The sequence below is a fragment of the Muricoccus pecuniae genome, assembly GCF_014199205.1.
In the GTDB taxonomy this organism is placed as follows: domain Bacteria; phylum Pseudomonadota; class Alphaproteobacteria; order Acetobacterales; family Acetobacteraceae; genus Roseomonas; species Roseomonas pecuniae.
The window spans coordinates 1-23,863 of record NZ_JACIJD010000037.1 but is presented as its reverse complement, the minus strand read 5'-3'; the positions used below and the strand labels follow the sequence as shown (position 1 = coordinate 23,863).

Here is a 23,863-nt window from a genome sequence, read left to right as displayed (position 1 = left end):
GAGGTGCAGGAGGAAAAGGAAGCCCTGCTGGTCGACCTCGCCGCCCGGACGGTGGCGGAGGACAGGGCCGACGTGGTGATCCTGGCCGGCGCGCCATTGGCGGGCTTGGCCGCACGCGTCGCGGACCGGGTTCCGGTGCCGTTGGTGGACGGCGTGCAGGCGGCGGTGAAGCAGGTAGAGGCGCTGATCTCCCTACGGCCGCGCAAGGCAACCGCTGGCAGCTATCGGCGCCCCGCCCCCAAGCCCTCCCTCGGTCTACCGTCCTCGCTGGCGCGCCGCATCTCGCACGGGTGAGTGGCCGGCACCGCGGCGGCGTAGGCGCGGGCGATCGCGTCCCGCCGCGCCACCCAGATCCTGTCCCCACGTGCCGCCAACGTTCGCAGCGTATCGCGGAAGGCCGGAAAGCGGGCGGGGCGGCCACAGATCCGCAGGTGGAAACCGATGTTCAGCAGGCGCGGCAGGCCACGCGCCGCTTCCTCCTCCAGCACGTCGAGCGCGTCCGTGACGTAGTCCACCATCTCCAGTGCACGGACGAAGCCGTTGGGGTGGAAGAATTTCATGTCATTGGTGTCGAGCGCATAGGGCACTACCAGCAGGGGTGATCCGCCTTCCCAGTCGTAATAGGGCAGGTCATCGTCGAAGGCGTTGGAGGCGTAGAGGAAGCCGCGCTCGCGCAGCAGGGCACGAGTCCAGGGGCTCTCGCCGCCCCGGCAGAAGAAGCCCGCCGGCGTCTCGCCCGTGGCATCCCGGATGGCGGCGATGCAGCGGTCGAGGTCCGCGGCCTCCGCCCCCGGGGTGGCGTAGTCGGCGTGGGGGCGCCAGCGCCAGCCATGGGCGGCGGCCTCGTGCCCGCGGGCCACGCATTCCCGCGCGAGGTCCGGGATGCGCTGCACAGCGCGGCCGCAGAAGAAGATCGTGGCGGGCAGCGCCGTCCCTTCCAGCGCGTCCAGCATCCGCCACAACCCGGCGCGGGGACCGTAGCCGAAGATGCTCTCCTGCCCCCCGTCCCGCACGCCGGGAGGGACAACGCTCATCACCTCGCCCATCGGCTCGCTGCGCGGGTCGCCGTCGCCGACCTGCTGCTCGGACCCCTCCTCGAAATTCACCACCACCGAGACGGCGAGGCGAGCGCCATTGGGCCAGCGGAAATCGGGCCATCGGCCGGCATAGCCGCGGAGGTCACGGGGTTCGGGAGAGATGCTCATGTGCGATCCCTGGCAAGCACGGGGCCAGGAGGAGGGCCGGCGGAGGAAGTGGCATGTGGGGTGCAGGGATGGCGACATGACGCCCGATCCCCTGCTGCCCGAGCTGGCCCTCGCCGCAGACCTCTTCGATACCCTTCGCGCCGCCAGCCTGGACGAACCGGGTGTCACCCGCGCTTCCTACGGTGCGGGAGAGCGGGCAGCGCACGCGCTGATGGAGGGAGCGGCGCGGCAGGCCGGGCTGGAGACGGAGCGGGACGCCATCGGCACGCTGCGCCTCACCTTGCCCGGAAATGACCGGGACCTGCCGGCGGTGGTCATCGGCTCGCACCTCGACAGCGTGCCGCACGGGGGAAATTTCGACGGCACGGCCGGGGTGGTGATGGGCCTCGCGGCGGCCGTGCACCGCGCCCGCCTGGGGCTGCGAGGCGCGCGGGACCTCATGGTTCTGGGTATCCGGGCCGAGGAGATGTGCTGGTTCCCTGAGCATTACCTCGGCAGCCGGGCCGCCTTCGGACTGCTGCCGACCGATGCGCCGGACGCCCTGCGCCGGGCCGATACTGGCCGCAGCCTGGCCGAGCACATGGCGGAGGAGGGCTTCGACCCGGATGCGATCCGCGAGGGCCGGGCCACGCTAGACCCTGCCCGCATCCGCTGCTTCCTGGAGCCCCATATCGAGCAGGGCCCGGCCCTGCTGGCCGAGGGACTGCCCGTGGCAGTGGTGACGGGCATCCGGGGCAGCCTGCGCTACCCGCGCGCCGCCGTTCATGGGGAGCACGCCCATGCCGGCGCCGTGCCCCGCGCCCACCGGCGCGACGCGGCGCTGGCGGCGGTGGCGCTGGTCGCGGCGTTGGACGCCCGCTGGGCGGCATGGGAGGCGTCGGGGCGGGATCTCGTCGTCACTGCCGGTATCCTCTCGACCGATCCGGCCCACCATGCCCCCACCAAGGTGCCGGGCATCATCCGCTTCAGCCTGGACATCCGCTCCGAGGACACGGCGCTGCTGGCGGAGATCGATGCTTGGCTGCGGGGGGAAGCGGAGCGGCTGGAGGCGGCGCGGGGCGTGCGCTTCGACTTCGGCCCCGGCACCCATGCCGCCCCGGCCGCGATGGATCCCGCGCTGCGTGCCGCCCTGCGCGAATCCGCCGCCCGCGCCGGCGTGCCCTACCGCGAGATGGCCTCGGGCGCGGGGCATGACTGTGCCACCTTCGCGGGGCGGGGCATCCCCTCGGCCATGCTGTTCCTTCGTAACGCGAAGGGCAGCCACAATCCCGAGGAAGCCATGGCGATGGAGGATTTCGGCGCCGGGCTGCGGGTGCTGTGCGGCGCGCTGGACGGACTCCTGGCTTGACAGGAGGTGCTTGCATGCAAGTTTGGCGAGGGCCCTGGCCGCCTCCTGCGCGAGCAACCGCATCATCCTGCGGGAGTCGCTAACGGGACTCGCGGCGCGCAGCTCGGAGGGTGTCAGGAAGCGGCATGGCTCGTTCCTCGCCGATCCCTCACTTGAGGAGGTGCGAAAGGTCGATGGGGAGCGGCGCACCATCAAAGCCGGCCTGTTGCGCGCTGCCGTGCTGGCACGGCTGACAGGGCACGGCACTTCCATGCTGGCGAGCCCGCCTCCCGCAGTCACCTGCCGGGTGAGCTCCGCCGTGAACTGACCCTCCGCCTCGGCAACTCCCTGCTCGCCACGACGCTGCGCGACCTGTCGCGCGCACCACCCTCGGACCCGCATGGAACGCCGTGGCTGGAGGGCTGAGGGGCAGATCTGGCACGCGGCTTGCTGCCTTCCTGCCTACAAGGTCGCACGACCGCCTGGACGGAGTTCCCATGCCCTTCCGCCACCCTTTCCATGGCTGATGCCTCTCCCGCCGCGGCCGCCATGCGGGGACATCAGCTAGACATCGACGGCGTGCATGTGCGCTACGGTTCTTCCACCGCGGTGGACGGCGTGTCGCTAGCGGTGAAGCCGGGGGAGATCCTGGCCCTTCTCGGGCCCTCGGGCTGCGGCAAGACGACGCTGCTGCGAACGGTAGCGGGCTTCATCCGGCCCAATGCGGGGCGGGTGACGGTGGATGGTCGCCCGATCGACCACCTGCCGCCCGGCAAGCGCGGCGTGGGCATTGTCTTCCAGTCCTACGCGCTCTTCCCGCACATGAGCGCGGCGGAGAACGTGGCCTACGGGCTGGAGGCGCGCCGCCTCCCAAAGGCGGAGATCATCCGCAAGGTGGAGGCCGCCCTGGCCGCCGTGCGGATGGAGACCTTTGGAGACCGCCGCCCGCGCAACCTTTCCGGCGGGCAGCAGCAGCGCGTGGCCCTGGCCCGCGCCCTGGCGATCGAGCCGTCCATCCTGTTGCTGGACGAGCCCTTCGCCGCGCTGGACCGCGCCCTGCGCCTAGATCTTCAGCTCGAGATCAAGCGCATCCAGCGCCGCTTCGGCGTGACCGCCGTACTTGTAACGCATGACCAGGACGAGGCGATGAGCATGGCTGACCGGATGGCCGTGATGCGCGCCGGCCGGGTGGAGCAGGTGGCGGCGCCGACGGAGGTCTATGACCGCCCCGCCACGCCCTTCGTCGCCGGCTTCGTCGGCACCACCAACGCCCTGCACGGGCGGGTGGAGGAGCGCGACGGCACCGGCTACCGGGTGCGGCTGGACGTGGGCGCGACGGTGCCGGTGGGAAGCCCGCGCGGTTTCGCCGTGGGCGACCGCGTCGTGCTCTGCGCGCGCCCGGAGCAGCTGGCGCTGCGTGACGCGGCGGTGGCCGACCCGGCCGCTTGGCCGGCGCGGCTGCGGCTCTCGCTCCCTCTCGGCCCCTCCGTCGTGCACGACTTGGAGTCGGGCGCGACGGAGATGAAGCTGCACGAGGCGCGCCGCGGTGCGCCGCCCGCGCCCGGCCCGGTGCGTGTGGCCCTCGCCGCCGGCGCGCGGCCAGCCCTCTTTTCCGCAGGAGAATTCGCATGATCCGGATGAACCGCCGCGCGCTGCTGGGCGCGAGCCTCGGCGCCCTCGCCATGCCCGCCCTGCCGCGGACCACGATGGCGGCCGGCAGCATGTCGGCTGCCGTCTACCCCGGCGGCTGGGACGAGGCGCTGCGCGGCGTGCTCGCGCCCGCGCTGAAGCGGGCGCATGACGTGGACGTAGCCTTCGAGCCGCTCTTCGCCGTGGACCAGATCGCCAAGGCGCGCGCGGCACGTGGCGTCGCGCCCTTCGATGTCTTCGTGCTCGACCCTGGGCCGCGCGTGCAGGGCATCGATCTCAACCTCTTCGAGTCCTTCGACCCTTCGAGGCTCGCCAACCGCGCGAAGCTGCCGGAGGGCTACGCGGACCGCCACGGTGCGGGCGTGGCGGCGCAGGTGGTGGGCATCGCCTACAATCCGAAGAAGCTACCCAAGCCCGCGGGCTGGCGCGACCTGTTCAAGCCGGAATACGCCTCCCGCCTCGGGCTGACGGGCTTCGGCACCACTTTCGGGACGGTCTCCCTGATCGAGATGGCGAAGGTTTGGGGGGGGTCGGAAACCGATGTGGAGCCGCTCTTTACGGAGCTGCGGAAGATCCTGCCGCAGGTGGCGGCCGTGGCGCAGCCCGCAGCCATACCGGGCCTGTTCCAGCAGGGGCAGATCGACGTGATGTACACCAACACCTACACGGTCAGCCTGCTGAAGTCGCGCGGCGTGGTCATCGAGTTCGCCCTGCCGGAGACGGGCGGCGTCGCCTTCGGCACCACCATGCACATCGCGAAAGGGGCGAAGAATATCGAGCAGTCCTACCAGTACATCGACACGATGATCGCGACCGACGTGCAGTCCGCCCTGTCCCAGGCGCCCTACTTCTTCGTGCCCGTCAACACGGAGGTGACGCCGGGGGCGGAGGTGCCAATGCGCTCCATCGCGGACCTGTCGAAGTTCGTTACGCATGATTGGTCGAAGATCAACCCGCTGCGGCCGCGCTGGATCGACCGCTTCAACCGCGAGATGGCGAAGTAAGGTCATGGAGCCGAAGGGCGCGTGGCGATTGGCCCTGCCGCTCGCCCTGGCGCAGGTCCTCTTCTTCCTGGCGCCGCTGCTGATCCTGGCCGCGACCTCGCTGGCGACGGATGAGAACCTCTCCGCCGTCAGCGGGCAGGCCTGGGCCGAGGTGCTGGGCGACAGCTTCAACCTCGGCGCGGCGTGGAACACGCTGCGCCTGGGGGCGATGACAGTGCTGGCCACCACCGTGCTGGCGGTGCCGCTAGCGCTGCTGCACTTGGCGGCGGGGCCGGGGCTGAAGAAGCTCATCCTGCTGGCCGCCGTGCTGCCTCTCCTCACCTCCGTGGTGGTTCGGACCTTCGCCTGGATCGCGATCCTGGGGCGGGAAGGGGTGATCAACAACGCGCTGATTGCGACGGGCCTCGCCACCGCCCCCGTGCCACTGCTGCAGACGGAGCACGGGCTGATCCTGGCGCTGACGCAGATCGAGATGCCGCTGATGCTGCTACCGCTGATCGCGGCTATGGCGCGGATCGATCCGGTCCTGCTCGACGCCTCAGCCGCGCTCGGCGCCTCGTTGCTCCGCACGCTGCGCCGCGTGGTGCTGCCTATCGCATTACCGGGGCTGCTGGCCGGCGCCACCCTCGTGTTCGCCTCCGCAGCAACGGCCTTCATCTCGCAATCCGTGATTGGTGGCGGGCGTTTGGCCTACCTGCCCTACCTCGTCTGGCAGCAGGCCATGGTGGTGTTCAACTGGCCGCTCGCCGCGGCGCTAGCGCTCACGCTGATGGCCTCTGTGCTAGCAGTTGTGACGGCGCTCTCCGCCCTCGGAAGGAAGGTGGCGCATGTCTAGGTTGCTCGCGCCCGGTGACAGGCTGCCCGCGATCCTGATTCTGGCCCTGGCGGCCCTGGCGCTGCTGATCCTGATCGGGCCGGTTGTGGTGGTGATCGTCACCTCCTTCACCACCTCTCAGGCGCTGCGTTTCCCGCCGCCGGGGCTGACCTTCCGCTGGTACCAGGAACTGTTCGACCCCGTGCGCTCGGCGCAGATTCACCGGGCGGCGGGGAACAGCCTTCTCGTCGCGATCACGGTAGCGGCTTTCTCCACGGGGCTAGCGACCGCGGCCGCTCTCGGCATAGCCCGCAGCGGGGCGCGCTGGGCACGGGCGGCGGAGGGAACCTTCCTCGCACCCCTGGTCCTTCCAGGCATTGCCTACGGGCTGGCGACGCTGATGTTCTTTTCCTGGCTGCGCCTGCCGCCCTCCTTCTGGTTGTTGGTGGCAGGGCACGCGATGATCGCGACCCCCTTCGCGCTGCGCACGGTGGGGGCCAGCGCGGCGGGCCTGGACGGTTCGCTGCTGGATGCCTCGGCCGCGCTCGGCGCTTCGCCGTGGCGAACCTTCCACAAGGTCATCCTGCCGCTGATCACGCCGGGGGTCGCGGCGGGAGCCTTCCTCGCGTTCATCTCATCGCTCGACAACGTGCCTGTCTCGCTCTTCCTCGGCTCCGCCAGCAACGACATGCTGCCGATCCGCTTGTGGGGAATGATGGAAACTTCGCTGGACGTGCGCGTCGCCGCGGCATCCGGCGTGCTGGTGGCGGTTGCCTTTCTGCTGCTCTTAGTGATGGACCGAATGGTGGGACTGGTGCGGAAGATGGCGGGATGAGGATGCTTCCCCTAACGGCCGAGGACTTCGCGCCTTTCGGCGATGTGTTGATGGTACCCGTAGCGCCAGGCCGCACCTATGTTGAGCGGTCGCTGGCCAATCTCCGGCCCGATGCGCGTCCGAGCCTGTCCATGGTAGCAAAGGAGCCGGAGGCCACCCCCATTCGCGTGCACCGGATGGAACGGCATCGATTCTCCTCACAAAGCTTCATCCCGCTCTCGCCCGCGCGTTTCCTCGTGCTGGTAGCGCCGCATGCCGCGGGGGGCGGCCCGGACATGGGGCGCGCCGTCGCCTTCCTGGCCACACCGGGCCAGGGCGTGACCTACGGCGCCGATGTCTGGCACCATCCGTTTACTCTCCTAAGCGCGCCCGCTGCCTTCGCTGTGACCATGTGGCTGGACGGCACTGCCGATGATGAGGAGTTCGTGGACGTTACCCCCTTCAGCCTGGAGGTTCCTGATGCGCTATGAGGTGAAGCGCGACTTTCGCGGCTACGGCGCCCATCCGCCCGACCCGAGTTGGCCAGGCGGGGCGCGGATCGCCGTGAACTTCGTGATGAATTACGAGGAGGGTTCTGAGCCCTCGATCGGTGATGGGGAGGACCATTCCGAATCCGGCCTGACCGAGGCCTTCGGCCTGGGCCAGATCCCAAAGGGACGTGACCTCGCGGCGGAGGGAATGTTCGAGTACGGCTCACGTGTGGGTTTCTGGCGCCTCCTGCGGCTGTTCCAGGAACGCGGGATGCCGATGACCATCTTTGGCTGTGCTCTCGCCCTGGAGCGGAACCCGGAGGCGGCCGCGGCCATTCGCGAGGCCGGCTACGACGTATGCTGTCACGGCTGGCGCTGGGTGAAGCACTTCGAGCTGAGCGAAGAGGAAGAACGTGCCCATATCCGACGTGCCGTCGCGTCCTTGGAGAGGACCGTCGGCGCCCGCCCGGACGGCTGGTACTGCCGTTACGGCCCGTCGGTGAACACGCGCCGCCTAGTGGTGGAGGAGGGGGGCTTCTTCTACGACTCCGACAGCTACGCGGATGAGCTGCCCTGGTGGGTGACCGTGGAGGGCAGGGGGCATCTCGTCGTGCCCTATTCCCTGACGCACAACGACGGGAAGTACGCCGGATCAGTAGGTACGTCGGATGACTGGTTCTCCTTCGTGCGCGACGGCTTCGACACGCTCTATGCCGAAGGCGCCGCGGCGCCGAAGATGATGTCAGTCGGGCTGCACATGCGCCTGATCGGCCATCCTGCCCGGGCAGCCGGTCTCGCCCGCCTGCTGGACCACATCGGGCGGCACGAGGGCGTCTGGGTGACCCGGCGCATCGACATCGCTCGGCATTGGGCGACGGTTCATCCCTATCCGGGGCATGGACTGAACGAGGTCTGACTTGCATGAGGCAGGTGACGGTTGTTCGGGACGGATCATCCATCAGAATGGCCGGAACCGACGCGGGCCGGCGATGCTCCGTGCCGACTGCTTCGGCTATGCGGAAGCTGGTTGCGATGACCGTGCACCAGGCCCGCAGCACCGCTCGTCCGATACCGCTCGACGAGGCGCCGTGGCACCGTCAACTTGCTGGCGAAGGCGACGAGGTTGACTGGTCGACGGCGGGATCAAGGGTGATCAAGCTCCCGCGGCGACCCCGCTGATGTCGGACCATACCTCGAACGCACGCGCCCTTGCAGCACGGTACTCGCTGGCGCTGACATAGTTGTGGCGAACATGAAAGAGGTTGTTGATCCCGTCATGGGCGGAGAGGAAGGGCTGCGCTTGGCCTGCTGATTTGAAGCGCTTCACCTGTCGCTCTCGTCGTCGTGTCGGCTGATGCGAGTTCTCCGCCCGGTTGTTCAGCCCCTTGTGCTGCCGGTGCTCGACGGAAGGCATCACCACCTTCTTGGTGGCGCCGTAGCTTGCCAGCTCGTCGGTGATCATGACCTGCGGTGCCCGCATGCGCCGCTTCAGCAGCTTTCGAAAGAGCCGCTTGACAGCTTACTCGTCCCGTCTGCTCTGCATCAGCACGTCGAGTACCATCCCGGCCTGATCGATGGCGCGCCAGAGCCAGTGCGTCACACCGTTAATCTTGAGGACGACCTCATCAAGGTGCCACTTGTCACCCGCGCGAGGCAGCCGACGGCGGATCCTATTGGAGAAAGCCTGGCCGAACTCGCGGCCCCACTGGCGCACCGTTCCGTGACTGACCACGATGCCGCGGAAAGCCAGCATTTCCTCCACCATCCGCAAGCTGAGCGGAAAACGGAAGTAGAGCCACACCGCCTGGCTGATGATCTCGGCCGGGAAGCGATCCCCGGCGAAGCTGGGGCAGGCGGGGGCAGTCATCCCACCGCCTACCCGGGGGTGAGCCGCTCGGGCAAGCCGGCAGTCGGCTAACTTGACGACGCCGCTGAGGGCAGTCTGGCCGCCTCGCGCCAGCGCCAGCAGGCCGCGCCGTGCGGGCCGGTGAAGTCCAGGGCCGGCTCCTCCGCGCAGACCGGCGCGGCGAGCGGGCAGCGGCCGCGGAAGCGGCAGCCGGCCGGGATCTCCGATGGGTCGGGCGGCTCACCCTGCAGCGTGAAGTTCTCCGTCACGCGCGGCCCGCCGATGCGCGGCGCGGCGGCCAGCAGGGCGCGGGTATAGGGGTGGCGGGGCGCGGCGAAGAGTTCGGCCGCCGGCGCGATCTCCACCACGCGGCCGAGATACATCACCGCCACCCGGTCGCACATCGAGCGCACCACGGCGAGGTCGTGGCTGATGAAGAGGTAGGTCAGGCCGAACCTTTCCCGCAGCTCCCGGAAGAGCGCCAGCACCGCTGCCTGCACGGAGACGTCGAGGCCCGAGGTCGGCTCGTCCAGGATCACCAGCCTCGGCCCCAGGCAGAGGATGCGCGCGAGGCCGATGCGCCGCTGCTGGCCGCCGCTGATCTCGTGGGGGTAGAGGTCGAGATGCGTCACCGGCAGGCCGACCGCGGCGATTATCTCGCGGATCCGCTCCTCCCGCTGCCCGCGAGAAAGGTCAGTGTGGATCACCAGCGGCTCGTGCATGGAGCGGCGCAGCGTCCAGCTCGGATCGAGCGAGGCGCCGGGGTCTTGGTAGACGTATTGCAGCCTTGCCCGCAGCGACTTTGGCCGCGGGTGTCCGGGGGCCGCGACCCGCACCCCGGCGAAGCGGACCTCACCCTCGGTCGGCTGATGGATGCCCATGATCGTCTTGCCGAGGGTGGATTTCCCGCAGCCGGACTCGCCGACGATGCCCAGCACCTCCCCCGCCTCGACCGCGAGGTCCACCCCGTCCAGCGCGCGCAGCGTGCCGATCCGACGGTTCAGCAGGCCGCGCACGGCGAAGTGTCGCTTGAGGCCGCGCGTCTCGAGCAGAGCGGCATCAGGCATCGAGCAGCCCCTCCTCGGGATGGTGGCAGGCGTAGAGATGCCCGGACGCGCCGCCCAGCACCGGCCGCTGGCTGCGGCAGATACCGGTGGCGCGCGGGCAGCGCGGGTGGAAGCGGCAGGCCGGCGGCGGGGCGAGTGGCGAGGGCACGTTGCCCGGGATGCCCACGGGATGGCGCCCCTCCTCGGGTAGGCTGCGCAGCAGCAGCCGTGTGTAGGGGTGGCGTGGCGCGGTGAAGAACTCCTCCCGGGGCGCGATCTCCGCGGTCTGGCCAGCATACATGACGACGATGCGGTCGCAGATCTCCCAGGCGGCGCCGAGGTCGTGGGTGGTGAAGAGGACGGCGACGCCGCGCTCCACCGCCAGGCGCCGCAGCACGCCGAGGATCTGCGCCTGGACCGTGACGTCCAGCGCGGTGGTCGGCTCGTCGGCGATGACTAGGCGCGGCTCCGGCAGCAGCGCCAGGGCGATCATCACGCGCTGGCGCTGGCCGCCGGACAGCTCGTGCGGGTATTTCTGTAGCAGCCGGGCCGGTTGCGGCAGCTGCACCGCCTCCAGCATGGCGATGACGGCGTCGCGGTCGGCGCGGCGGCGCGCCAGGGAGTAGAAGCGCCGCCCGGGCCGGCGTCGCGGGGACTTCCAGCGCATCAGGTCCATGACCTGGGTGCCGATGCGGAACAGCGGGTTGAAGCTCGCGAAGGGGTCCTGCGGGATGAAGGTCACCGCGCGGCCGCGAACCTCCTCCGCCCCGTTGCCCGCCAGCATGTCCGCCCCGGCGAGGGAGACGCTGCCGTGGCTGACCCAAGTGATGGACTTCGGCAGGGTGCCGAGGATGGCGCCGGCGAGGGTGGTCTTGCCGCAGCCGGACTCCCCGACCAGCCCGACGATCTCGCCTGGACGGACCGTGAGGTTCACCCCATCTAGCACCCTGGCCTGCCCCGTTTCCGTGTGGAAGCCGAGGGCGAGGTCGCGCACGGCGAGGATCTCAGCCATTGCCGGCCTTCCCCGCGCCCGCGCTGCGCCGCGTGCGGGGATCGAGGATGTCACGAAGCCCGTCGCCCAGCAGGTTGAAGCCGAGCACGGTGAGGAAGATGGCCAAGCCCGGCGCCAGCGCGTACCACCAGGCCTCCGGCAGGTACTCGCGGCTCTCTGCGATCATGCGCCCCCATTCCGGCGTCGGCGGCGGCGCGCCGAGGCCGAGGAAGCCCAGCGTCGCAGCGGTCAGGATGGTCGCCCCCATGCCGATCGAGGTGCGCACGATGATGGGGGAGGCGATGTTGGGCAGGATGTGCAGCACCATGACGCGCAGCGGCGAGGCGCCGAGCGCGACGGCGCTCTCGACGAAGACCTCGTTCCGCATGGAGCGTGTCTGCGCGTAGACGAGCCGCGCCCAGAAGGGCCAGTAGGTGATGGAGAGCGCGAGGATGACGTTCTCGATCGACGGTCCCAGCGTCTGCGCAATGGCGATGGCCAGCACGATCTGCGGCACGGCGAGGAAGATCTCGGCGATGCGCATCAGCAGCTCGCTGACCCAGTTGTCCCAGTAGCCGGCGACGAGCCCAATAGGGACTCCGATGACCACCGCAGACCCCACGGCGATCAGCGACAGGGCCAGGGTGATCCGGGCGCCGAAGAGGATACGGCTGAACACGTCACTGCCCATGCGGTCCGTGCCGAAGAACCAATCCGCGCCGGGCGGCTGAAGGCGGTTCTGGGTGTGGAACTGCCAGACATCCTCGGGGAAGGGGGCCAGCAGCGGCGCGAAGGCCGCGACGAGCAGCAGGAAGAGGATCAGCAGCCCGCCCAGCAGGGCCGCTCGGTCGCGGGCGAAGCGGCGCAGCATCTAGCGCGCACCACGGGGGTCGATGGTGGCCTGGAGCAAGTCCACCAGCAGGTTGACCAGGACGAAGATCGCCCCGGTCCACAGGGTGAATCCCATCACGGCATTGTAGTCGGACTGCAGGATGGAGCGCACGGCATAGGCACCGATCCCGGGCCAGTCGAAGACTGTTTCCACCACCACCGCGCCGGCGAGCAGGATGCCGAAGATCAGGCCGAGCTGCGTGACCGTTGCGGTGATCGCCATGCGCAGCACGTATTTCCAGACCACTTGGCGGCGCGGGTAGCCCATGGCGGTCTGGTAGGCGACGGAGGGCGAGTCAATCGCGCCCAGCACGCCGTTCCGGGTGAAGCGCACCATCGTGGCCGCGGCCGGCAGGGCCAGGGTGATGGCGGGCAAGACGATATGGCTGACGGCGGAGCGGATGATCTCCGGATCGCCGTCGATCAGTGCGTCGAGGATCACCAGGCCCGTCACCTCCTCGGGCGGGAAGCCCTCGATCCGGCCGGAGAGCGGCAGCCAGCCCAGCTTCATCGAGAAGAGGAACTGCAGCTGCATCGCCAGCCAGAAGGAGGCGACCGCGAGGCCCGAAACGGTGACGATGCGCAGCCCGTGGTCCAGCCAGGAGTTGCGGTGCAGGCCGCAGAGCACGCCGAGCGGGATGCCCAGCCCGGTGGCGATGAGGACCGCCACCAGCGTCAGCTCCAGCGTCGCCGGCAGCCGGGCCGAGAGGTCGTCCAGAATGGGTTGCTGGGTGAAGAGGCTGGTGCCGAAGTCGCCCCGGGCCACGTCGCCGACATAGCGGACGAACTGGACCGGCAGCGGCCGGTCGAAGCCGAGCTGCTGGCGCACCGCCTCGATCTGCGAAGGGGAAGCGTTCTCCCCCGCCACGAGCCGAGCCGGATCGATCGGCACGACGCGGGACAGGAGGAAGACGATCACCAGCAGGCCGAGCAGCGTGGGAACCAGCCAGACCAGCCGGTTCAGGATGATGTTGAGCCAGACCACCTCTGTTTCTACCGGCTATTTATGGGCCTGGGCCCAGCGAAGATCCTGCCCGTTGCTGACCGGCGAGAAGCGGATGTTCTCGATGTCGGCGGCATAGGGGCCGTACCACTTCGTATTGTAGATGAAGATGCCGAGGGCGAGGTCGTTCACGGCCTGGACGACCTCCTCGTAGATCCTCTGCCGCTCCGCTTGGTCGCTCATGGCGAGGGCCCGGTCCAGCTTGGCGTCCAGCTCGGGATCCTTGTAGTAGCAGAAGCTGCGCGTGCCGTGGTAGCGCGAGTTCACGAGCTCCCCGACCCAGTTGTTCGGATCGACGTAGTAGGTGCTCTTCCAGAGCGGCACCAGGTCGGCCTGGGTCTCGGGCGAGCGCATCCGGCTGGAGACGACCGACCAGGGCGAGACCTCGACCCTCACCTCCACGCCGATCTGCCGGAGAGAGTTCTGGAACAGCACCGCCGCCTGCTCGGATTCCGAGAAGCCGGCCAGGGCGTTGATGGTGATCGGCCGCAGCGGCGCCTTCACCTGCCGCAATTCCTCGCGCGCCTTGTCGAGGTCGTAGGAATAGCCCGCGAGCCCCTTCGGCGTGCCCCAGATCGGGTTGGGCAGTGGGCCGGGGTTGCGGGCGACCGAGCCCTTCATGATGTCGCGGATGAAGCCCTCGTAGTCGAAGGCATGAGCGAGGGCGCGGCGGAAATGCACGTCGTCCAGCGGCGCCTTGGTAGTGTTCACCGCAAACTGAAAGACACGGAGCGATTCCTCCTCGACGATCTGCACGTTGTTCGACCCGCGCAGGCGCTGAATCTGGTCGTAGGGCATGTAGCCGTCCACGCCCTGGAAATCGCCGCGCTGCAGGCCCAGCACGCGGGTGTTCGTCTCCAGCACGGTGCGGAACTCCAGCTCCTCGAAGGGGCGCTCCCCGAAGGGTATGAAGTGGTCCCTGAAGCGGCGCGCGCTGAAGCCGACCGCGGGATCGTAGCGGCGCAGCGCGTAGGAGCCGCTGCCGGCCTCGTTGCGTGCCAGCCAGGGCTCCGCCCAGTCGCCGTTCCGCTCGTTGCGCCTCACCAGCGCGCTGTTGACGATCAGGATGTCCGGCACGGTGCCGAGGAAGATCGCCGAGGGCGCCGTCAGGTTGAACTGCACCGTGCGCGCGTCCAAGGCCTTGGTGGTGCCGGGCTTAACGGAATCGATGTAGAGGCTGGCCGGCCCCTTCTTCAGCGCGATCATCCGCTCGATGGAGTAGACCACGTCCTCGGCGGTAATGGGCTTGCCGTCATGGAACTTCGCGTTCTCGCGCAGCCTGAAGGTGTAGACCTTGCCGTCGTCGGAGACGGTGTGGCTCTCGGCCAGCCAGGGGATCATCTGCGGCGGGTTGCCGACCCAGCGGTATAGCCCGTCATAGAGGTTGAAGCGGGTCGCCTGCCTGGCGATGTCGAAGACCGTGTGCGGGTCGATGTTGTCGTAGGGACTGTTGTTCGCGTAGACGAACTTGTCCGTGCTAGCGGCCCGGGCCGGCAGGCCGCCCGCCAGCGTCGCCGCCCCGGCCAGGGGCGCGGCTCCTGCTAGCTTCATCAGGTCTCGACGCGTCGCCATGGTCCCGAACTCCTTGGTGGTCGCGATAGGTGGTCTACGGGCTGCCAGTCACCGAGAGGATCTGGCCCGTGATGAGGCTCGCATAATCGGAGGCAAAGAACATCGCCGCGTGCGCGATGTCCTCCGGCGTGCCGGCGCGGCGCATTGCGGTGCCCTGGATCAGCGCCGCCTGGCGCTCGGGCGAGTAGTCCTGCCACTGCCGCTCGTAATCCGGGCTGGTGCGCTGGAAGCCGGGCGCGATGCCGTTCACCGTGATGCCGAAGGGGCCGAGTTCCTGCGCCAGCTGGCGGGTCAGCCCGATCTCTCCCGCTTTGCCCGCCGCATAGGCCTGGATGCCCGTCAGCGAGGTCCGCAGCCCGGCACCGCTGACGATGAGGATGATCCGGCCCTGGCCCTTCGTCTTCATCCCCGGCACTACCGCCTGGGCGGTGAGGAAGGCGCCGGTCAGGTTGATGTCGACGATGGCGCGGAAATCGGCCTCGTCCACCTCCTCCACCGGCTTCGCCGCCTGGCCTAGCACGCCGCCGGCCACATAGACCAGCACGTCCGGTGCCCCGCCCGCGCTCGCCACCCAGTCGCAGACGGAGCCGCGGTCGGTCAGGTCCACCACGCGGGTGGCCGCGGGCAGGCCGGCCAGCTCCGCCTCCAGCCGGTCGCCCGCGAAGACCGAGGCGCCGGCGGCGGCGAAGCCCTCGACCATGCCGCGGCCGATGCCGCGCGCGGCGCCCGCGACGAGAACGGTCCGGCCGGTGAAGTCGATCCTCACGCGGCCTCCCTCCGGGCGAGGCCGATCTGAGGGTGCCGCGCCGCGGCGGTCGCGAAGCCACGCTCGACGGCCGCGACAGGATTGGCGGCCGCGCCGGCATCCCTCGCCACCTCCGCGAAGGCCTGGTGCTTCATGAAGAAGCGCCATTCGACGGGCAGGGCGAAGAGAAGCTCTGAGAGGCGGTCCCAGGCCGCGTCGGACCAGACCGTCTCGAAAGCGAGGCGGGCGGGGTCGAAGGTCATGCCCGCCGCGGCGGGGCGCGGGCCGGCGCGCAGCGCGGCGGTCGCTGCCGCGTCGCCCACCACCACGCCGTAGGCGCGGGCCCCGGCCTCGGTGACCTTGCCCTCGGCCAGGTCGCGCATCACCTCGTCCACCGGGCGCGCGAAGGGATCGCCCCAGCCGCCGGCGCCGGCGGCGCTGATCGTCAGCACGTCGCCGGGGTCGCAGCGCACGACATCGGTGTTGCCGAGGTCCTCGGCCCCCGGCGTGCCGGGGTTGCGGGTGAAGCCGCAGGTCGCGCCGGGCAGCCCGCCCTCCAGCCCCCAGGAGGAGAAGCGCACGCGGTCGCGGTTGCGGGCGGTTACCGCGGAGTTCGGCGTGAAGACCTGGAAGGTCATCTGCACCGCCAGGCCGCCGCGATGGCGCCCGGGGCCGCCGCTGTCGGGCAGCAGCCCGTAGGAGAGGACGTGGATCGGCACCTCCGCCTCGGTGATCTCGACAGGCGTGTTCTTGAGGAAGCTGTTGGACCCGTCCAGCCCGTCCCCGTTAGCCGCGCCGCCGCCTCCGCCGGTGATGGGGTTGATCGAGGCCATGGCGAGCCGCCCGGTCCGCGTGTCCGTCGTGCGGACGTTCAGGATGCCGCCACCCCCCGAGGGACCCGCCGGTAGCCTCTCCGGCACCGCGCGGGAGAAGGCACCGATCACCATGCCCTGGATGCGGACGCAGGTCAGGCTGCGCATGCCCGTCGCCGCCGGGTGGACCGGGTTGACCACCGACCCCTCCGGCAGGATGCAGCGCACCGGCCGCGACAGGCCGCAGTTCAGCGCAACCGTGGGGTCGAGCGAGTAGATGACGTAGTTGTAGCCGACCAGCGCCAGGATGTGCCGCGGCAGCCCTCCGGTGGGCATGTTGAGTGCGGATTGCAGCTGGGGATCGCTGCCGGTGAAGTCGAAGACCGCCTCCTCCCCCTGGATGCGCAGGGTGAGCTTCAGGCGGCAGGGGACGCCACCCGGGCTGTCCTCGTCGATGTAATCGGTGAAGGTGTAGTCGCCGTCGGGAATGCTGGCGAAGAGCCGCCGCGCCTGGCGCTCGGCAAGGTCGAGCACGCCGTACATGCCGGCCGTCACCGTCTCGGTCCCGAAGCGCTCGACCGCCTCCAGGATCTTGCGCTCGGCGGTCTTGAGGGAGGCGATCTGTGCCTTCAAGTCGCCCCAGTTCTGCTCGGGCATGCGGACGTTGCGCAGCATGACCTTCAGCAGGGTCTCGTCCATCACGCCCTGGGATACCAGCTTGCTGGGCGGGATGCGGATGCCCTCCTGGTGCACCTCGGTCAGCGCGCGGGACAGGGAAGCGGGCACGGCGCCGCCCATGTCCGTGTTGTGGACGTGGCCAACCGCGAAGCAGACCAGCGTCTCCCCGGCGAAGATCGGCATCCACAGGTGCATGTCCGGCGCGTGTGTGCAGACGAAGCCCGAATAAGGGTCGTTGGTGATGCAGATGTCGCCCGGCCGGTAGTCGTCGATCGCCTTGATGGCACCTGCATAGTCCAAGCCGATGAACCAGGTGGCGCCAAGGTCCTTGGGGCTGGCGAAGGTCTGCCCGTCCGGCGTGGTGAGGCCGGACGTAAAGTCCTCCGTCTCCTTGACGAAGGCGGAATGCGCGGTGCGCAGCAGCGTGTAGGCCATGCTCTCGGCCGCGGCCTCGAAATGGCTCTTGAGAACCTGCAGTGTGACAGGATCCATGACCATGGCTCAGCTCCGCCGCAGGATGAGGTTGCCGAAGGCGTCCACGCGGCCGGCGAAGCCGGGCGGCACCCAGCTCGTGGCGTCGTCCTGCACCACCACCGCCGGTCCGGCGAAGGCGGCGCCGGGCGGCAGCGCCTCTCGCCGGAACAGCGCCGCCTCCACGGTCATGCCGCGATGCGCGACCGGCACGCGGCAATCCGGCTCGGGGAGGCTCTCCGCGACCGCGCCGGCGGGGAATTCGGGCTTCGGCGTCACCCCGGCGATGACCACGCGCAGCGCGACCAGATGCACCTCCGCGCTCTCATCGGCATGGCCGTAGATCTCGGCGTGGCGCGCGTGGAAGGCGGCGGCAATGCGGCCGGGCGCGGGATCGGTGATCCAGGCGGGTTCCAGCGGCACCTCGATCTCGTAGGACTGGCCGCGGTAGCGCAGGTCGGCCGAGACGGCGATCAGCCCCTCGCCCTTATGTCCCTGGCTGTCGTGCAGCCAGGCCCGCGCCTCCTCGACCAGTGCGGCATAGATCGCCTGCAGCGCGGCCATGTCCCCGGGCACGACGTCGAGGAAGACGACGCGCACGAAGTCGCTGCGCACATCCGCCAGCAGCCCTCCGAGGGCGGCCAGCACGCCGGGCGTGCGCGGGACGATGACCGCCCCCATGCCCATCTCCTCCGCCAGCAGGCAGCCGAGCATGGGGCCGGCGCCGCCGAAGGCGAGCAGCGCGTAGCCGCTGGGCCCCTCCCCGACCTGGGAGAAGAGCCGGCTGACCTCCCGGTACATGTTGGCGACCGCCACGGAGACGACGGCATCGGCCGCTGCGGCCGCGTCACGCCCCAGCGCCGCGCCGACGCGGCCCAGCGCAGCCTCGGCGGCCGGCCTGTCGATGGTCACCGCGCCGTAGCCGAGTTCCCCGGCTCCCAGCACGCCCTTGGCCGCGAAGGCATCGGTGATCGTCGCCTGGGTCCCGCCGCGTCCGTAGCAGGCCGGGCCGGGCACCGAGCCCGCGCTGTCCGGCCCCACGCGCAACACGCCGAGCGAGTCAACCGCGGCGACCGAGCCGCCGCCCGCGCCGATGGAGGAGACGGAGACCGTGGGCAGGTAGACGGGGTACTCGCCCACCAGCTCGCCCGCCCGGAAATCCGGCACGCCGTCGCGCAGCAGGGCCACATCCGCGCTGGTGCCGCCGACGTCCAGGCTCATCACCCGGGCGAAGCCGGCCTGGCGCGCCACGAAGCCGGCGCCGATCGCGCCGGCCGCCGTGCCCGACAGCAGCATCTCGATGCCGCGGGTCTTGCCGGCGGCGGCGGTCATCACGCCGCCGTTCGACTTGGTGATCATCGGTGCCGCCGGCACGCCGCGCGCCGACAGCGCCGCTTCCAGCCGGGCAATGTAATGCGCCACACGTGGCTGCACGGAGCCGTGGATGCAGGCGGTGATGCTGCGCTCGTACTCCCGCACGATCGGCCAGACCTCGGCAGAGGAGAAGACCGGGAAGTCCGGCCTCGCCTCCAGGATCATCGCCTTCACCGCCCGCTCATGCGCCGGGTTGGCGTAGGAGTGGAGGAAGGCGATGACGATGCCCTCGGCGCCCAGCGCCTCGGCCCGCGCCAGCACCGCCCGCACGTCCCCGGCCTCGGGCGCGGTCCCGGCGCTGCCGTCCGGGTTCATGCGCTCCCGCACCTCCAGCACGCGGTCGCGCGGCACGATCGGGTCGGGGCGGCGAGAGAAGAGGTCGTAGGGATCGGGAATCTTCAGCCGCGCCAGCTCGAGGACATCCCGGAAACCCTTTGTCACCAGCAGGCACAACCTCGCGCCCTTCTTCTGGATGATGGCGTTCACCCCGACCGTGGAGCCGTGGGTGAAGTAGGTCAGCGTTGAAGGGGGGATCCCGAACCGGCGCTCGATCTCGGCCAGGCCGTGCATCACCTCCTCGCCCGGCGCATCGGGGCGGGAGAGCACCTTAAGCGTGTGCAGCGCGCGGCTCGATTCGTCGAAAACGCAGAAGTCGGTGAACGTGCCGCCGATGTCGACGCCGATGCGGTATCCCAAGCTTCAGCTCCTCCGCAACCCAGGCTTGCCGCCCAGCCGCGTCGTGATCGTGTCCGCGGCCTCGGTGACCGCGGCGATGAAGTCGGCCCGGTGGCGCTCGTAGCGCGCGGTCAGCGTGGCCAGGTTCAGCGCCGCCACCGCGCGCTCCGTGCGGTCAAAGACCGCTGCGGCCACGCCCGACCCTTCCTCGGCGAACTCGCCTTCGATCTCGGCGAAGCCCTCGGCCCGTGCGCGGGCTAACAACGCGCGGATGCGCTGCGGGTCGGTCTCGGTGCGGGGCGTCAGGCGTGCGCGAGGCAGGGCCAGGCAGAGATCCAGTGTTTCCGGCGCCGCATGCGCCAGCAGCACCCGCCCCATGGCGGTGTAATAGGCCGGGCAGTCTTCCCCGGCGGGCTCATAGCGAATCTCCTGCGGGCTCGGTACCTGGACGAGGCGGCGGATCATAAAGCCGCCGACCATGGCGCCGAGATTCACCGTCTCCCGCGTGCGCTCGACCAGCAGATCGATGACTGGCCGGGCGACGGCCGCCACTTGGCGCGGCATCCCGCCGAGCCAGTCGCCTTCCTCCCGCCCGAAGGGCTGCGCTAGGGCGTAACGGTCATGTTCGTCGCGCAGCACGTACCCGCGGGCCACCAAGGTGCGCAGCAGGGCGAGGGCGCTGCTCTTTGGAATGCTCAGCTCCTGCGCGATTTCGAAAAGGGCGAGGGGACGCGTGACGCAGCCAAGCGCTTCCAGCATGTCAAGGACGCGATCGGCTGACTTCACCACGGAGGTCAACCGACTGCACGCTGTTTCCATCTGTGAACGGTGCAGTGTCGTATCTCCACTGTCAAGCGTGCTTCGCGACTTGTCTGTGACGGGCATTGTCAGGTTGCCGCTTGCGGGCCGGGATGGGACGGGGTGGCCGAGGCGGCATTGATGCTCCTACAGAGGTCAAGCAGGGACTTGTGCTGGGTTGGTGGCTCTGGGCGTGCGGCAGAGATAGCCGAAGATTTCCCGTGCCACGAATCGCTTGAGGCAGCGGGCGCTGGATCAGCTGGTCGGTGCGGCGAGTTGGTGCCGGGTGGCGCCTTGCGCGGGACCCATGGCGAGCGCGGAGAGGAGCGTCATCAGAACGGCACCTGCCAGCCGCTTGAGGTTGATGACGGCGGCGGTCAGGAAGGCCTGGATCTGCATGTTGGCGAGGCCACGCCGGATCGCGCGTGCAAGGCCATGCCAGGTCTTTGCCTCGCCGTGGACGCCTTCGACCAGGCCACGGTGGCGGTGGTAGAGCGCCCGCTCGCGTAGTTCCCAGCGGGCGTATTTGCAGCGGGCGCGCAGCAGGGCTGGATGGTCCTTGTGCGGCAGGATGGCGCGCCGGCGCATGGTGGTGCTGAAGCAGATCGCACGTAGGCGGCAGGGCTCACAGTCCGGGATGCGAGCCCGGTAGTGCTGGAAACCGTCGCTGTCGGGCACGCCATGCGGGCGGAGGATCTTGCCAGCCGGGCAGCGAACGAGGCGATGCTTGGCGTCCAGCCTGAAGAGAGGTGGCTCGGGGAATCTGGACAGGTTGGATGAGTGGAGTTTCTGCCTGACGACGGCCAGGATGGCTGCAGAGTAGGAGAGACGATGAGCAAGCGACCTCGGCGGAACCATTCCCCGGCTTTCAAAGCGAAGGTGGCGCTGGCTGCTGTGAGGGGCGAGAAGACGCTGGCCGAACTGGCCCAGCAGTTCGACGTGCACCCGAACCAGATCACCACCTGGAAGGCCAGGCTCCTGGAGGGAGCTGCTGGGGTGTTCGGCTCCGAGGTGAAATCGGACCCGACCACGCCGGCGGTGGACGTGAGGACGCTCCACGCGAAGATTGGGGAGCTGACGCTCAGCAATGATTTTTTGTCCGGCGCGCTCAGCAAAGCCGGCCTGCTGAGCGCAAAGCGATGATCAACCGCGAGCACGGCCTGCCCATCGCCAGGCAGGCGAGCCTCCTCGGGATCAGTCGCGGCAGCGTTTACTACCTGCCCCGGCCGGTGCCGGCGGCCGATCTCGCCATCATGCGCCGAATGGATGAGCTGCATCTGGAGTTCCCGTTCGCGGGTAGTCGAATGCTGCGTGATTTCCTGAACAAGGAAGGGATCGAGATCGGCCGATGCCATGTTGCGACGCTGATGAAGCGCATGGGCATCGAGGCGATCTACCGCAAGCCGAACACCTCAAAGCCAGCGCCGGGCCACAAGATCTACCCGTACCTGCTGCGCGGGATGAGGATCGAGCGCCCGAACCAGGTCTGGGCCATTGATATCACCTACGTGCCGATGGCGCGTGGCTTCGTCTACCTCGCCGCCGTGCTCGACTGGTTCAGCCGCCGGGTCCTGTCCTGGCGGGTGTCGATCAGCATGGACGCATCGTTCTGCGTCGAGGCACTGGAGGAGGCAATGGTCAGGCATGGCCAGCCTGACATCTTCAACACGGACCAAGGATCGCAGTTCACCAGCCAGGCCTTCACCGAAGTGCTGCTCAAGGCCGGTATCGCCATCAGCATGGACGGCCGAGGCGCCTGGCGCGACAACGTCTTCGTCGAGCGGCTCTGGCGCTCGGGCAAGTACGAGGAGATCTACCTGAAGGCTTACGAGACCGTCAGCGAGGCCCGCGCCTCGATCGGCCGCTATCTGGCCTTCTACAATGGCCGCAGGCCCCATTCGAGCCTCGACCGGCAGACGCCCGATCAAGCATACTTCACCCGGCTCCCGCAGATTGCGGCAGCCTGAACCCGGCAGGGCTCCACCTATCCCAGCACCAGCTGCTGTTCAGACAAACCGAGCCACCTCTTTGGTAGGGCTCTCGTCGGCTCCAAATACGGCAGCCAGCCAGTCCGGACTTGCTGCGGGTTGTTGAGCCGTCCGATGATGGCATGCCCTGGGCGAAAGACCTGACGTGTATGCTGAGCGACCTGAAGCATTTCCACGAGGCCAAACAAATAACGTCCAAGCGCGAGCCTCGGTGATGGCCACCGCCCATGAAATCGTTGATGCCTCAGGGGCCTCAACAAGCTTGGGCACATTGCAACTGCATGCGCCAATGATCGTGATCTTCGCGATCTTAGTTCTGGCATTTGTCATCTTGGCAGGCGGATGGTTTTTGATGGGCTCCCAGAAGTCGCCATGGTTAGCAAAGCTGGCGTTTCCCATCGTCATTGTACTGTGCTGCACCGCCTTGTTGCTGATCGTATTCAACCTTTACTTGTCAGATATGGTGGTGTTGCGGCTGTAGTATCCAGCACCGGCACGACCCTCTGGCTCTCAGTGATGGTCCTATCTGGCGCGTGGCTCAGCTAGGAGCTGCGAGCGGGAGTTCATTGCCGAGAAGCGCGGCGCTGCAGGGGCTATGCCAGAGGAAGGCGCCCGAAGGTACAGGCTCGTAAGCGAACCCTTATACCAAGTCCCGGAGAGGGCGACTCCTCTGGGATTCCCTTGGTGTCGCTGATCTGATTCAACATGGCGATCCTGGGAGGTTCGCCATGCCCATTCCGCTCCGGGCTGATTTCGACGCGGCTGGTCTGCGATCTGCGGCCCGTCGGACGAGGGACGCAGCCCAGGCCCGCCGGCTGCTGGCCTTGGCTGCGGTCTACGACGGGGCCACCCGCAGCGAGGCGGCCCGGATCGGCGGGGTGACCCTACAGATCGTGCGGGACTGGGTGGTCCGGTTCAACGCCGAGGGGCCGGCCGGTTTGGTCGACCGCAAGGCGCCAGGCCAGCCGTCACGCTTGAACGACGCCCACCGGACGGCGCTGGCGGCGATGCTTGAGAGCGGCCCGACGCCGGCCATTCACGGCGTGGTGCGCTGGCGCCTGATCGATCTGTGCCAATGGCTCTGGGAGGAGTTCCAGGTCTCGGTGGCCAAGCAGACCTTGAGCCGAGAGCTGCGCGCCCTGGGCTGGCGCAAACTCTCCGCTCGGCCGCGCCATCACGCCCAGGCCGAGGGAGCGGTCGCGCTTTTTGAAAGACCTTCCCCGCCGTCCTGGAGGAGGTCGCCCGCGAGAAGGGCGTCGATCCCGGCGCTGTAGAGGTCTGGTTCGCCGACGAGGCCAGGGTGGGGCAGAAGAACAAACTCACCCGGCGCTGGGCCAGGCGCGGTACCCGGCCCGCGGCGCCACAGGATCAGCGCACCGCCTCGACCTACCTCTTTGGTGCGATCTGCCCAAAGGCGGGCAAGGGTGCGGCTCTGGTGCTGCCCCACTGCAACCTCGCCGCCATGACCCTGCACCTCGCCGAGATCGCAGCCGCGGTGGCGCCCAGTGCACATGCCGTGCTCCTGCTCGATCAAGCGGGATGGCACCTGTCAGACAGGCTCGTCGTTCCGCCCAACATCACCCTCGTCCCGCTGCCGCCGAAGTGCCCCGAACCTCCGAGGCAGTGCCTCGAAGCCGGTCGAGAAAGTCTGGACACGGGACCGCTGAG

General features: G+C 69.1%; 20 protein-coding genes and 3 pseudogenes. 11 read left to right on the top strand and 12 right to left on the bottom strand.

What is annotated here, in order from left to right:
- Positions 1 to 294 (top strand): aspartate/glutamate racemase family protein (locus tag FHS87_RS21700; RefSeq protein WP_221300262.1); only part of this gene is annotated, 294 nt, incomplete at its 5' end.
- On the opposite strand, the gene FHS87_RS21695 is transcribed toward FHS87_RS21700, so the two are convergent.
- Positions 222 to 1,205: a polysaccharide deacetylase family protein gene (locus FHS87_RS21695; protein ID WP_184521539.1), complete on the bottom strand. Its 984-nt coding sequence runs from the start codon at positions 1,203 to 1,205 to the stop codon at positions 222 to 224. The genes FHS87_RS21700 and FHS87_RS21695 overlap by 73 nt on opposite strands.
- A gap of 76 nt (positions 1,206 to 1,281) precedes the next feature.
- On the opposite strand from FHS87_RS21695, the gene FHS87_RS21690 reads away from it, so the two are divergent.
- The 7 genes from FHS87_RS21690 (at position 1,282) to FHS87_RS21660 (ending at position 8,221) form a co-directional block, all read left to right on the top strand.
- The gene (locus FHS87_RS21690; protein WP_184521538.1) at positions 1,282 to 2,553 is read left to right on the top strand and encodes a Zn-dependent hydrolase; all 1,272 of its coding nucleotides are present in this window, start codon (positions 1,282 to 1,284) and stop codon (positions 2,551 to 2,553) included.
- A 498-nt stretch (positions 2,554 to 3,051) separates the two neighbouring features.
- The gene (locus tag FHS87_RS21685) at positions 3,052 to 4,164 is read left to right on the top strand and encodes an ABC transporter ATP-binding protein (RefSeq protein WP_184521536.1); all 1,113 of its coding nucleotides are present in this window, start codon (positions 3,052 to 3,054) and stop codon (positions 4,162 to 4,164) included.
- Complete coding sequence (locus FHS87_RS21680; RefSeq protein WP_184521534.1) at positions 4,161 to 5,186, top strand: extracellular solute-binding protein; 1,026 nt, start codon at positions 4,161 to 4,163, stop codon at positions 5,184 to 5,186. Before FHS87_RS21685 ends, FHS87_RS21680 begins: the two co-directional genes overlap by 4 nt.
- A gap of 4 nt (positions 5,187 to 5,190) precedes the next feature.
- Positions 5,191 to 6,021: an ABC transporter permease gene (locus tag FHS87_RS21675; RefSeq protein WP_184521532.1), complete on the top strand. Its 831-nt coding sequence runs from the start codon at positions 5,191 to 5,193 to the stop codon at positions 6,019 to 6,021.
- A 1-nt stretch (position 6,022) separates the two neighbouring features.
- Positions 6,023 to 6,835, top strand: coding sequence for an ABC transporter permease (locus tag FHS87_RS21670; RefSeq protein WP_246418609.1), 813 nt, complete (start codon positions 6,023 to 6,025; stop codon positions 6,833 to 6,835).
- The gene (locus FHS87_RS21665; protein WP_184521528.1) at positions 6,832 to 7,305 is read left to right on the top strand and encodes an ureidoglycolate lyase; all 474 of its coding nucleotides are present in this window, start codon (positions 6,832 to 6,834) and stop codon (positions 7,303 to 7,305) included. The genes FHS87_RS21670 and FHS87_RS21665 overlap by 4 nt, the downstream gene beginning before the upstream one ends.
- A complete protein-coding gene (locus FHS87_RS21660) occupies positions 7,295 to 8,221 on the top strand; it encodes an allantoinase PuuE (RefSeq protein ID WP_184521525.1) in 927 nt (308 codons plus the stop codon). Before FHS87_RS21665 ends, FHS87_RS21660 begins: the two co-directional genes overlap by 11 nt.
- Before the next feature lie 237 nt (positions 8,222 to 8,458).
- Here the strand turns inward: FHS87_RS21660 and FHS87_RS21655 are convergent.
- The 11 genes and pseudogenes from FHS87_RS21655 to FHS87_RS21605 all read right to left on the bottom strand — a co-directional run.
- Positions 8,459 to 9,172: pseudogene (locus FHS87_RS21655) on the bottom strand (IS6 family transposase).
- A 47-nt stretch (positions 9,173 to 9,219) separates the two neighbouring features.
- Entirely contained in the window at positions 9,220 to 10,218 is a 999-nt protein-coding gene (locus tag FHS87_RS21650; protein WP_184521523.1) for an ABC transporter ATP-binding protein, read from the bottom strand.
- A complete protein-coding gene (locus FHS87_RS21645) occupies positions 10,211 to 11,209 on the bottom strand; it encodes an ABC transporter ATP-binding protein (RefSeq protein ID WP_184521521.1) in 999 nt (332 codons plus the stop codon). The genes FHS87_RS21650 and FHS87_RS21645 overlap by 8 nt, the downstream gene beginning before the upstream one ends.
- Complete coding sequence (locus FHS87_RS21640) at positions 11,202 to 12,059, bottom strand: ABC transporter permease (RefSeq protein ID WP_184521519.1); 858 nt, start codon at positions 12,057 to 12,059, stop codon at positions 11,202 to 11,204. Before FHS87_RS21640 ends, FHS87_RS21645 begins: the two co-directional genes overlap by 8 nt.
- Positions 12,060 to 13,064, bottom strand: a complete 1,005-nt coding sequence (locus FHS87_RS21635; RefSeq protein ID WP_184521516.1) for an ABC transporter permease — start codon at positions 13,062 to 13,064, stop codon at positions 12,060 to 12,062.
- Between the two features lie 15 nt (positions 13,065 to 13,079).
- Entirely contained in the window at positions 13,080 to 14,654 is a 1,575-nt protein-coding gene (locus FHS87_RS21630; RefSeq protein WP_184521514.1) for an ABC transporter substrate-binding protein, read from the bottom strand.
- 34 nt (positions 14,655 to 14,688) lie between these two features.
- A complete protein-coding gene (locus tag FHS87_RS21625; RefSeq protein WP_184521512.1) occupies positions 14,689 to 15,420 on the bottom strand; it encodes an SDR family NAD(P)-dependent oxidoreductase in 732 nt (243 codons plus the stop codon).
- Positions 15,417 to 17,381, bottom strand: a complete 1,965-nt coding sequence (locus tag FHS87_RS21620; protein WP_246418608.1) for a hydantoinase B/oxoprolinase family protein — start codon at positions 17,379 to 17,381, stop codon at positions 15,417 to 15,419. Before FHS87_RS21620 ends, FHS87_RS21625 begins: the two co-directional genes overlap by 4 nt.
- 9 nt (positions 17,382 to 17,390) lie before the next feature.
- A complete protein-coding gene (locus FHS87_RS21615) occupies positions 17,391 to 19,430 on the bottom strand; it encodes a hydantoinase/oxoprolinase family protein (protein ID WP_184521508.1) in 2,040 nt (679 codons plus the stop codon).
- Positions 19,431 to 19,433: 3 nt separating this feature from the next.
- Complete coding sequence (locus FHS87_RS21610) at positions 19,434 to 20,198, bottom strand: IclR family transcriptional regulator (protein ID WP_184521506.1); 765 nt, start codon at positions 20,196 to 20,198, stop codon at positions 19,434 to 19,436.
- A gap of 264 nt (positions 20,199 to 20,462) precedes the next feature.
- Positions 20,463 to 20,951: pseudogene (locus FHS87_RS21605) on the bottom strand (transposase); the annotation flags it as partial.
- 87 nt (positions 20,952 to 21,038) lie between these two features.
- Between FHS87_RS21605 and FHS87_RS21600 the strand changes: the two are divergent.
- The 3 genes and pseudogenes from FHS87_RS21600 to FHS87_RS24015 all read left to right on the top strand — a co-directional run.
- A protein-coding gene (locus FHS87_RS21600; RefSeq protein WP_184521502.1) for an IS3 family transposase occupies positions 21,039 to 22,174 on the top strand; the annotation gives its coding sequence in 2 pieces (ribosomal slippage) (positions 21,039 to 21,306 and positions 21,306 to 22,174; 1,137 coding nt in all).
- 235 nt (positions 22,175 to 22,409) lie between these two features.
- Complete coding sequence (locus tag FHS87_RS21595) at positions 22,410 to 22,676, top strand: hypothetical protein (protein ID WP_184521500.1); 267 nt, start codon at positions 22,410 to 22,412, stop codon at positions 22,674 to 22,676.
- Positions 22,677 to 22,923: 247 nt separating this feature from the next.
- Positions 22,924 to 23,863, top strand: a pseudogene (locus FHS87_RS24015) (IS630 family transposase); the annotation flags it as partial.

Coding starts and splice junctions, on each gene's coding strand:
- FHS87_RS21680 (WP_184521534.1), top strand. CDS start 4,161: ATGATCCGGATGAACCGCCGCGCGCTGCTGGGCGCGAGCCTCGGCGCC.
- FHS87_RS21675 (WP_184521532.1), top strand. CDS start 5,191: ATGGAGCCGAAGGGCGCGTGGCGATTGGCCCTGCCGCTCGCCCTGGCG.
- FHS87_RS21640 (WP_184521519.1), bottom strand. CDS start 12,059: ATGCTGCGCCGCTTCGCCCGCGACCGAGCGGCCCTGCTGGGCGGGCTG.
- FHS87_RS21620 (WP_246418608.1), bottom strand. CDS start 17,381: ATGGATCCTGTCACACTGCAGGTTCTCAAGAGCCATTTCGAGGCCGCG.
- FHS87_RS21660 (WP_184521525.1), top strand. CDS start 7,295: ATGCGCTATGAGGTGAAGCGCGACTTTCGCGGCTACGGCGCCCATCCG.
- FHS87_RS21645 (WP_184521521.1), bottom strand. CDS start 11,209: ATGGCTGAGATCCTCGCCGTGCGCGACCTCGCCCTCGGCTTCCACACG.
- FHS87_RS21665 (WP_184521528.1), top strand. CDS start 6,832: ATGAGGATGCTTCCCCTAACGGCCGAGGACTTCGCGCCTTTCGGCGAT.
- FHS87_RS21630 (WP_184521514.1), bottom strand. CDS start 14,654: ATGGCGACGCGTCGAGACCTGATGAAGCTAGCAGGAGCCGCGCCCCTG.
- FHS87_RS21650 (WP_184521523.1), bottom strand. CDS start 10,218: ATGCCTGATGCCGCTCTGCTCGAGACGCGCGGCCTCAAGCGACACTTC.
- FHS87_RS21685 (WP_184521536.1), top strand. CDS start 3,052: ATGGCTGATGCCTCTCCCGCCGCGGCCGCCATGCGGGGACATCAGCTA.
- FHS87_RS21695 (WP_184521539.1), bottom strand. CDS start 1,205: ATGAGCATCTCTCCCGAACCCCGTGACCTCCGCGGCTATGCCGGCCGA.
- FHS87_RS21690 (WP_184521538.1), top strand. CDS start 1,282: ATGACGCCCGATCCCCTGCTGCCCGAGCTGGCCCTCGCCGCAGACCTC.
- FHS87_RS21595 (WP_184521500.1), top strand. CDS start 22,410: ATGGCCACCGCCCATGAAATCGTTGATGCCTCAGGGGCCTCAACAAGC.